This window comes from Streptomyces sp. NRRL B-1140 (assembly GCF_001280065.1).
Classification (GTDB): domain Bacteria; phylum Actinomycetota; class Actinomycetes; order Streptomycetales; family Streptomycetaceae; genus Streptomyces.
The window spans coordinates 23,185-32,993 of the sequence record NZ_LGEA01000128.1; the positions used below are offsets into that span (position 1 = coordinate 23,185).

Below are 9,809 nucleotides of genomic sequence, written 5' to 3' on the forward strand. Positions count from 1 at the left end.
AGAAGAACAGATGTGGCTACACGTATCCGCGGTCGATCAACGCGTACAGATCGTCGTCGCCGCTTTCCGGTGTCGTTTCCTGCGCCGCCGCCGGACCGCCGGGCGCCTCGTCGAGCCGCGCGAGCGCCTCGGGCGCCTCGGGCACCTTGGGTTCCTCCGGTTCGAGGAGGGAGAAGATGTGGGCGGCGAGCGTGCGCGGGCTGGGATAGGTGAACGCGACGGTGGCCGGGAGCCGCACCCCGGTCGCCGCGGTGAGCCGGTTGCGCAGTGCCACGGCCGACGAGGAGTCGAAGCCCAGGTCCTTGAAGGTCTCGGCCGACCGCGCCACCAGAGCGGGGCCTGTCACGTCCGGGTCCTTCGCGCTCAGCAGCACCGCCGTCTCGGCGCACACGACGTCGAGGACCGAGGACTGCGTGCCCAGCCCGGCCGCCCGGGTGCGCGCGCCCGGTCCGTCCGTCGGCGCGGCGGGCTCCGGGTGCGCACCGCCGGGTGCGGTCAGCCAGTACCGCCGGCGCTGGAACGGATAGGTCGGCAGGCCGATCCGGCGCGGCCGGTGCCCGGCGAACACCGGCTCCCAGTCCACCGGCACGCCCCGCACGTGCAGTTCGGCCAGCGACACGAGGATGTTGCCGACGCCGCCGTCGTCCCTGTGCAGGGTGCTGACCACCAGCGGCGGGTCCGGCAGCGCGTCGGCGGTCTCCTCCATCGCCACCCGGAGCACGGGGTGCGGGCTGACCTCCACGTACACGCCGCCGCGCTCGCGCATCAGCCGCTCGACGACCTCGCCGAACCGCACCGTCGAGCGCAGGTTGTCGTACCAGTACGAGCCGCCGAGCCGGTGCGTGTCGAGCCGTTCCGCGGTGACCGTGGAGTGGAACTCCACCGCCGTCTGTCGCGGCGAGACACCCGAGGTGGCTTCCAGCACCTGGTCGCGGATGCGTTCGACCTGGTGGGAGTGCGAGGCGTACGCGACCTTGAGCCGGCGCACCCGGACGCCGTCGGCGGCCGCCGACGCGGCGAACTCGTCCAGTGCCCCGAGGTCCCCGGATACCACCACGGAGGCCGGTCCGTTGACCGTGGCCACCGAGAGCCGCCCGGGCCACCGCCGCAGCCGGTCCTCGACCCGGGCGAGGGGCTCGGCCACCGCGCTCATCCCGCCCTGGCCGGCCAGGGCGGCCAGGGCCCGGCTGCGCAGTGCGACGACCCGCGCCGCGTCCTGCAGACCGAGCGCGCCCGACGCGCACGCCGCGGCGATCTCTCCCTGCGAGTGGCCCACCACCGCGTCGGGGACGACGCCCAGCGACTCCCAGACCCGGGCCAGAGACACCATCATCGCGAACAGCGCCGGCTGCACCACGCTGTCCCCGCCCTCCAGCGACGGCGCCGTGTCCGCGCCCGTCACCAGGTCCAGGAGGGACCAGTCCAGCCATGGTTCCAGGGCCCGCGCGCAGGCGTCGACGGAGCGCGCGAAGACGTCCGACTCCGCGTACAGCCGCCTGCCCATGCCGAGCCACTGCGAGCCCTGGCCGGGGAACACGAAGACGACCGGGCCGGTCCGGCCGGCGGTCGTGCCGCGCACCGCGCGTGCCGGGTCACCGCCCGCCGCCAGTGTTCCGAGACCGGCCAGCGTCTCATCACGGCTCCCGCTCAGCAGCACCGCCCGGTGCTCGAACATCGACCGTGTCGACACCAGCGCGTGCCCGACGTCGGCCGTGGACAGGGACGCGTCGGCGGCGACGAAGTCCCGCAGCCGCGCCGCCTGTTGTCGCAGCGCCGGCGCCGACCGCGCCGACAGCGCCAACGGCACCGGTCCGGATACGGAGGTGGAGGCCGGGTCCTGGCCCGTGGCGCGGGACCCGGCGGCCGGCGCCGGCTTCTCGGGGGCCTGTTCGAGGATCACGTGCGCGTTGGTGCCGCCCATGCCGATCGACGTCACCCCCGCCCGCCGCGGCCGCTCGGGCGTGCCCGGCCAAGGCCGCGCGGCCCGGACCACGTCGAAGTGCTCGTCGAAGTCGGGCACAGCCGGGTTGGGGGACCGGAAGTTGACCTGCGGCACCAGGTGGGCGCGGTCCAGGCAGAGCGCGGTCTTCACGAAGCCGGTGATGCCCGCCGCCGGTTCCAGGTGCCCGACGTTCGCCTTCACCGAGCCGACCGTCAGGGGGCGGTCGCGGCCGGTCTCCCGGAACACCTCGCGCAGTCCGGCGAGCTCGGCCGGGTCGCCGAGCCGGGTGCCGGTGCCGTGGGCCTCGACGTAGTCGACGCCGTCGAAGGGGACCGCCGAGCGCTTCAGCGCGGACCGTACGGCCGCCGCCTGCCCGGCGGGGCTGGGGTCGGGCATCCGGGAGGAGGCGCCGCCGCTGCCGACGCCCCAGCCGCGCACCACCGCGTAGACGTGGTCGCCGTCGGCCTCGGCGAGGTCGAGCCGCTTCAGCAGGACGAACGCCCCGCCCTCGCCGCGGACGAAGCCGCCCGCCCGTTCGTCGAAGGGGAAGCAGTCACCGGCGGGCGACAGTGCTCCCAGGTTGGCGAGGCCGAGGCCCGCCTCCGGGTCGGCGATGAGGTGCACGCCGCCCGCGAGCGCCATGTCGACGGCGCCGCCGCGGATGCGGTCGCAGGCCAGGGCGAGCGAGACGAGGGAGGAGGACTGGCCGGAGTCGGCGCAAAAGCTCATGCCGCGGACGTCGAAGAGGTTCGAGATCCGGTTGGCGATCAGCGCGCCGGCCGAGCCGAGCGCGGCGTAGTGGTCGTCCCGGTCGCTGCTGGACAGCTTGCGCAGCAGGTCGTACCCGGAGGGTGCGGCGCCGACCACGACGTCGATGTCGCGGCCCGCGAGCGTGGCCGCCGGGAGCCCGGCGTCCTCGACGGCCTCCCAGGCGAGTTCGAGACCCAGCCGCTGTACGGGGTCCATCGCGGCGGCCTCGCCCGGGGGCGTGCCGAAGAACTCCGCGTCGAACCCGTCGATCGCCTCCAGGAACGATCCCGCGTCCACCGTGTCGGCGTCCGGGTGGGGCGGGGACGTGCGGTGCGTGTCGGCCCTGCGGTGCTCCGGGAAGCGGCCGACGGTCGACCGCCCGTCGAGCAGCAGACGCCAGAACGCCTCCAGGCCGTGCACACCGGGGAAGCGGCACGACATCCCGATGACAGCGATATCGGTGGCTGCGCCACTCATGTGATGTCCTTCCGGTTCCCTCGGCGTACGGCTCTTACGGGCTGCACCGCTGTCACCGCCAGCGGGTCAGCGTGTTCAGCAGTTCGTCCGGCGCGTCCATGAAGTCGTAGTGGCCGCCGTCGACGACCCGGAACTCGACGGAGTCGGCGTACCGGCGCCAGCCCTGGAGGTCGTCGAGGCTCACATCGGTGTCGTCCCGCCAGTGCAGGACGACGACGGGGCAGGGCACCGGGGCCGGCTCCTGCCTGCGGTACGCGCCCGCCGCCGCGTGGTCGCGCAGCAGCACCATGAGGCCCAGTTCGACCATGTCCGGACGCGGCTCGATGCCCCGGCCGCGGATGAACGCCTCCACCTCGGCGCGCAGTTCGGCTTCGCCCATGGTGAGCATCCGGTCGCGCGAGGCGTCGTGCGGTGCGGGCTGGCCCGACACGAAGAGGCACCGGGGTGCGGGCAGGCCGAGCGCGGCGAGCCGGAGCACGGTCTCGTAGGCGGGCAGGGCGCCCGCGCAGTGCCCGAAGAGCGCGTACGGCCGCTCCAGCAGCGGTGAGAGCGCTTCGGTGAGGTCGTCGGCGAGGTTCTCGTAGGTGCCGTAGTGGGGGTGGGCGAGCCGGTTCTCGCGGCCGGGGAACTGCACCGGGCAGACCTCGACGTCGTCGCGGACGGCGGGCCAGGCGCTGAAGGCCGACGCCCCGGAGCCGGAGAAGGGGAGGCAGAAGAGCCGGGCGGCGGCCTCGGCGGACGGCGGCCGCACGAACCACGGCGACGCGGTGGCGGTGGTGGGGGGACCGGATGTCATGGCGTCCGTCGTTTCTGGGCGGCGATGGGCATGTGGGTCATCCCGGCGATGAAGTAGGACCGCAGGTGCTCCGGTTCGCCGGCGAGCTCGATCGACGCGAACTCTTCGAGCAGTTCCTCGAAGAAGACGCGCAGTGTCATCCGGGCCAGGGGCGCCCCGATGCAGAAGTGCGGTCCGAACCCGAAGGCACCGTGGCGCTTGGCGCCGTCGCGCGTGATGTCGAAGGTGTGCGGGTCGGGGAAGACGGACGCGTCCCGGTTGGCCGATCCGATCCACGCGACGACCGCCCCGCGGGCCGGGATCGTGCCCCCGCCGATGTGGACGTCGTCGACGGCGTACCGCATGAAGTTGCAGGCGGCCGAGGTCCAGCGCAGTCCTTCCTCGACGAGGTTGGGGATCAGCGTCGGGTCGGCCTGGGCCTTGGCGAACTGCTCGGGCCGTTCGACGAGGGCCTGCACGGTGCCGGAGACGGTGTGCGGGGTCGTCACGTTGGCGCCGAGCAGGATGCTGTAGCCGTCGAGAGCGATCTCCTCGTCGCTCAGCGGCTCGCCTCCGGGGCGGACGCTCATGAGGTGGTGCAGCAGGCTGTCGTCCTCGCCGCCGTCCGCCCGCCGCGTGGTGGCCCAGTCCCTGACGTAGTTGAGCAGTTCGTGGTGGGAGATGGCCAGGGTCGCCGCCTCGCTGCCCACCTGGAAGTGCGGGTCCGAGGGGGCCGTCACCATCGCGGTGAGCTGGACGAGTTCCGCCCAGTCCTTCTCGGGGATGCCGAGGAGCGGGCCGGTGACCAGCGCGGGGAGCAGCAGCGCCTGCTCGGCCAGGTCGAAGGTCTCGCCGTCGAGCGCCGGCTCCAGGAAGCGGCGGACCGTCGCACGGATCTTGTCCTCCCAGGACCGTACGGCCCGGGCGGTGAGCTTGGCGTTGAGCGGGCGGCGGACCTCGGTGTGCCGGGGCGGGTCGGTGGACGTCATCAGCACGCCGGCGGCGGCGTCGTCCGTCCCGAGGTGGGTGGGGACCGTGCCGCGTTCCGAGGTGAACTCCCGGTGGTCGCCGAGCACCCGGCGGACGTCCTCGTAGCGGGTGACCGACCAGAACTCCCGGCCGTCGGGGAGGACCTGGTGGTGCAGGGGCGCCCGCTCGCGCATCACGTCCCAGATCGGGTGCGGGTCGCCCGTGGAGTAGAGGTCCAGGTCGAACAGGTCGACGCTGTCGAGGTCGACGTCGCGCGGGGGGCCCGGCGTCAGCCTCACGCCCCGGCCCTCCCCTGCTCGATCAGCTCGGCGACCTTGGCCGGGGTGCCCGCGAGGTAGAAGTCGCGCACGGACAGCCGGACGCCGTGGTCCTGGAGCACCCGTTCGATGATCTTGATGCCGGCCAGCGAGTTGCCGCCGAGCGCGAAGAAGTCGTCCTCCACACCCACATCAGGGCTGCCGAGGTGCTCCCCCCACAGCTGTGCGATATCCCGCGCCAGCGACGCCGACGCGCCCGCGGGCCCGTCCTGTCGCTGCGGCGTCTCTTCCCGCCCACCTCGCTCGTGGACCACCTGCGGTGACGATTCCATTGCCGACCTTTCCTCTGCACTGTCCCGCCGGCGAGACAAATTCTTCGAATGGCCGAATTGAGTGTCGCGTGCGTTCGCGTTTCGGCACACCGGTACCGAGGGTGCGCGGCGCCCGCCGGCCGGTGAGGTTGAGAGCGCACCGGTACGCCCGCACGCTGACACTCCCGGAACTTCCGCTCCCCGAACAGCCGTCCCGCCGGCGGGACATGGGCAGCGGGCGCCCGGCCCGTACTTCCGGGAAATGCCGGGACGACGCCAGGACGCGCGGGCGCGGAAGGCTCGCTGGAACAGCGCTGGAATGTCAGTGGAATAGCTCTGGAAAAGCTCTGGAAAGGCTCCGGGAAAGCACGGGAAAGAGCCGGAAAGAGCGGGAGAAAGAGGGGGCAACGACGTGGAACACACCGGCATGGACGCGGACGTGGTGATCGCGGGCGCCGGGCCGACCGGCCTGATGCTCGCCTGTGAGCTGCGGCTGGCCGGCGCCGACGTGGTGGTGGCCGAGCGGCTCGCCGAGCCCACGGGCGAGTCCCGGGCCGGCGGGATCCACTCCCGCACCCTGGAGGTGCTGGACCAGCGGGGCGTCCTGGACCGCTTCCTGGCGGAGGGCGAGCTCCAGCCGGTGGGCCACTTCGCCGGTCTCTACCTGGAGTTCGACGAGTCCGAGTCCCGGCACCCCTACCCGCTGATGATCCTCCAGTCCACCATCGAGCGGCTGCTGGAGGAGTGGGCCGCCGAACTGGGTGTGCGGGTGCGCCGGTCGGCCGAGATCAGCGGCATCCGCCAGGACGACGACGGCGTGACGGTCGAGCTGAACACGCCGGACGCGGCACCCGCGACACTGCGCGCCCGCTATCTCGTGGGCTGCGACGGCGGGCGCAGCACGGTGCGCAAGCTGGCGGGCATCGACTTCCCCGGCACCGAGGCGACGATGACCGCGCTGATCGGCGACGTCGAACTCCCGGGGCTGACCGAGGACTACGTCTGGGTGCGGCGCACTCCGGCCGGCGACTACTCGGCGATCGCCTTCGAGCCGGGCTGGTTCCGGGTGATCACCTCCGAGTTCGACCGGGTCGCGGGCCGCGACGACGCCGTGACGTTCGAGCAGCTCCGCGAGTCCCTGGTCAGGGTCGCGGGGACCGACTTCGGGATGCGTAACCCCCGGTGGGTCTCCCGGTTCAGCGACGCCGCCCGGCAGGCCGCCGAGTACCGCAAGGGCCGGGTGCTGCTCGCGGGCGACGCGGCGCACATCCACTTCCCGGCCGGCGGGCAGGGCCTGAACATGGGCGTGCAGGACGCGGTCAACCTCGGCTGGAAGCTCGCCTCGGTGGTGCGGGGCCGGGCGCCCGAGAGTCTGCTGGACACCTACCACGCCGAGCGCCACCCGGTCGCGGCACGCGTCCTGCACAACACCCGGGCGCAGTCGGCCCTGGTCCGTCCCGGACCGCAGACGGACGCGCTACGCGAGGTGTTCGGCTCCCTCATGGTGTTCGACGACGTCAACCGGTACCTGCGCCACCTGCTGACCGCGCTGGACATCCGCTACCCGGCCGACGGCGACCACCCGCTGGCGGGCCGCCGGGTCCCCGACGCCGACCTGAAGACGGCAGAGGGGATCATCGGCGTCCACGAGCTGCTGCACGCCGGCCGCCCCGTCCTGCTCGACCTGCACGGCAGCCCCGAGGTGGCGGCGGTCGGCGGCGGCTGGGCCGACCGCGTGGACCTGGTCGAGGCGCGCGGCGAGGACGAGCACTGGACCGTCCCGGCCGTCGGCGAGGTCCCGGCTCCGGCCGCGCTGCTGATCCGCCCCGACGGCCATGTCGCCTGGGCGGCCGACGAGGGCGGCGCGGGCGGCACCGAGGCGCTGCGGTCGGCCCTCACCACCTGGTTCGGCCCGGCACTGCGCGGCTGAGCGAACCTCCGCGCTTGCGCGCAACGTCACCGAGGCCGTCGGGACCACGCCGTGGTCCCGACGGCCTCGGTCGTCGTGCGTCGTACGCCCTCGCGCGTCGTCTTCGCGCGTCTTCGTGCGTCTGCTTCACGCGGGCACGGCGTCCGCGGGCAGCACGACGCCGCCCCGGCGATCGTGGTCGCCGGGGCGGCGTACGGGGAAGGAAGCGGGAGGTGGCCTGCCGTCAGTGCCCGCGGGCGGACTCCGCCTCGATCACGTCCAGTACCTCGCGGCCGAGATCGACCAGGTACATATGGTCGCCCGGGAATTCCACGTAGCCGAACTCACCCGTGGTCGCGTCACGCCACTGCCGGGCCTCCTCCGCGGTGACCAGGCCGTCGCTCGCGCCCCGCAGGGAGGTGACCGGCACCGACACCGGTACGTCCGTGCTCGGGACGTAGGCCTCGTGCATCTCGCAGTCGGCCTGGAGGGTGGGCAGGATCAGTTCCCGCATCTCCGGGTGGTCGAGGGCCTCGTGCCGGAACCCGGCGAACTCCTCGACCCGGGCGAGGAACTCGTCGCCCTCGAGCCCCGCCGCGCGCCTCTCGCGCTGCGTCCACGGCCCCGGCGAACCGCTGACGACCAGCCGCTCGACGCGCACGCCGCGCGCGCTCAGCAGGTGCGTCAGCTCGTAGGCGAGGACCGCGCCCAGGCTGTGCCCGAAGAGGACGGTCCGCGCGCCCTCGCCCAGTTCCGCGACGATGCCGTCGATCTCGTTCTTGGCCGCCTCGACGACGTTGCGGTACGGCGTTTCAAGGATGCGCCGTTCCCTGCCGGGCAGTTCGACCGAGACGACGCGCCACCGGTCCCCCGCCGGCTTCTGCCACGGATGGAAGAAGGACGGACCTGCTCCCGCGAACGGCACGCACAGCAGCGTGGTCCGGTCCCGGTTCTCCTCGGATGTGCCGGGTTGTTTCACAACCGACCCCAATCATGCGTTCGATGGTTCGTCGGACCGGCTCCGGGACATCTGGTCGCGATGTCCCGGAGTTCCCGGTCAATCGGCCAGCTTGCGGTTGATCACCGCGAAGATCTCGGACACGGGCCCGGGCATGTGCAGGTCGCCGTGGGTGGCCTGCACGTCGTGCTCCTCGATGGAACCTCGGACGTACGGCCGCCACAGGTGCGCCCACGACCCCTCGTCCTTGAGCGCCGCGTTGAAGAACAGCACGTCGCCGCCGTAGACCGGCGAGTGGTACTTCGCCATGACGGCCTGGTTGTTGGCCAGCACCTTCGACATGGTGTCCAGGAACTGTTCCTTGTTGTCGGTCTTCACGAACTGGCCGAAGTACTCTTCCAGGTCGGCCCGGTACTCCGCCACGGCCCGCCCGGCCAGTTGCGCGAACCCTTCCTGGGCGGGCAGGGAGTCCAGGATGGCCAGGAAGGCGACCTGGTGCCCGCGCCGTTCCAGCTCGGCGGCGATGGCGTGCGCGACGGTACCGCCGTAGGACCAGCCGATCAGGTCGAAGGGCCCTTCCGGCTGGACCCGCAGCATCTGGGTGACGTAGTCGTCGATCATCTCCTCCACCGACGCCGGCAGCACGTCCGTGCCGTCGAAGCCGCGGGACTGCAGCGCGTAGGCCTGCCGGTCCGGCAGGTGCAGCACGAAGCTGAAGTAGCCCCAGCCCACGCCGCCGCCGCCGTGGAAGAACCACACCGGCGGCTTCTGCGTGTCCGGGACGCTGTTCAGCGCCATCACGACCGCGAACGGGTCGGTGTGGTCGTCGTGTGCGCCACCGGTGAGCAGCACCACGGCCAGCTCGGCCACCGTGGGGTACTTGATGATGGTGCTGAGCGGCAGCGAGACGTCGAACTGCTTGCGGATGCGGGAGCTGAGCCGGGTGGCCATGAGCGAGTGCCCGCCGAGCGCGAAGAAGTCGTCGTCGATGCCGACCCTCTCCACGCCGAGCAGCTCGCTGAACAGGGAGCACAGCTTCTCTTCGTGCGCGTTGCGCGGCTCCCGGCCCACCGCGGTGTTCGCGTGCTCCGCCGGCAGGGCCCGTCGGTCGAGCTTGCCGCTCGGTGTCAGCGGGATCCGAGAGAGCGGGACCAGCGTGGAGGGCACCATGTACTCCGGCAGACGGGTACCGAGGTGCTCGGAGAGCTGGGTGAGCAGCGGGCCGGCCGACTCGGCGTCGTAGACCTGGCATCCCTCTCCCGCCTGGACCTTGCCGTCGCCCTCCACGGCGCCGGGCCGGGGTACCACGTAGCCGACGAGGCGCTTGTCGCCCTCCTGGTTCTCGCGTACGACGACGACCGCGTTGTCGACGTCCGGGTGCGCGGTCAGTGCCTGCTCGATCTCGCCGAGTTCGATGCGGAAGCCGCGGACCTTGACCTG

The 9,809-nt window shown here is 72.6% G+C and carries 7 protein-coding genes; 1 reads left to right on the plus strand and 6 read right to left on the minus strand.

Going from position 1 to position 9,809, the window contains the following annotated elements; genetic code table 11:
* Positions 1 to 16: 16 nt before the first annotated feature.
* The 4 genes from ADK65_RS31440 to ADK65_RS31455 are packed head-to-tail and all read right to left on the minus strand — an operon-like array spanning position 17 to position 5,523.
* Complete coding sequence (locus ADK65_RS31440) at positions 17 to 3,169, minus strand: type I polyketide synthase (RefSeq protein ID WP_078956244.1); 3,153 nt, start codon at positions 3,167 to 3,169, stop codon at positions 17 to 19.
* Positions 3,170 to 3,221: 52 nt separating this feature from the next.
* Positions 3,222 to 3,965 carry a thioesterase II family protein gene (locus tag ADK65_RS31445; protein WP_053674401.1) on the minus strand — a complete coding sequence of 248 codons (744 nt, stop codon included), beginning with the start codon at positions 3,963 to 3,965 and terminating at the stop codon, positions 3,222 to 3,224.
* A complete protein-coding gene (locus ADK65_RS31450; RefSeq protein WP_053674402.1) occupies positions 3,962 to 5,212 on the minus strand; it encodes a cytochrome P450 in 1,251 nt (416 codons plus the stop codon). The genes ADK65_RS31445 and ADK65_RS31450 overlap by 4 nt, the downstream gene beginning before the upstream one ends.
* Positions 5,209 to 5,523 (minus strand): phosphopantetheine-binding protein, encoded by a 315-nt coding sequence (locus ADK65_RS31455; RefSeq protein ID WP_053674403.1) that lies wholly within the window; start codon positions 5,521 to 5,523, stop codon positions 5,209 to 5,211. Before ADK65_RS31455 ends, ADK65_RS31450 begins: the two co-directional genes overlap by 4 nt.
* Before the next feature lie 406 nt (positions 5,524 to 5,929).
* Here ADK65_RS31455 and ADK65_RS31460 point away from each other — a divergent pair, with 406 nt between their 5' ends.
* Positions 5,930 to 7,432: an FAD-dependent monooxygenase gene (locus ADK65_RS31460; RefSeq protein WP_053674406.1), complete on the plus strand. Its 1,503-nt coding sequence runs from the start codon at positions 5,930 to 5,932 to the stop codon at positions 7,430 to 7,432.
* Positions 7,433 to 7,655: 223 nt separating this feature from the next.
* On the opposite strand, the gene ADK65_RS31465 is transcribed toward ADK65_RS31460, so the two are convergent.
* Positions 7,656 to 8,390: a thioesterase II family protein gene (locus ADK65_RS31465; protein ID WP_053674404.1), complete on the minus strand. Its 735-nt coding sequence runs from the start codon at positions 8,388 to 8,390 to the stop codon at positions 7,656 to 7,658.
* Positions 8,391 to 8,468: 78 nt separating this feature from the next.
* The coding region (locus ADK65_RS31470) for an alpha/beta fold hydrolase (RefSeq protein WP_159038852.1) at positions 8,469 to 9,809 on the minus strand (1,341 nt) is incomplete at its 5' end.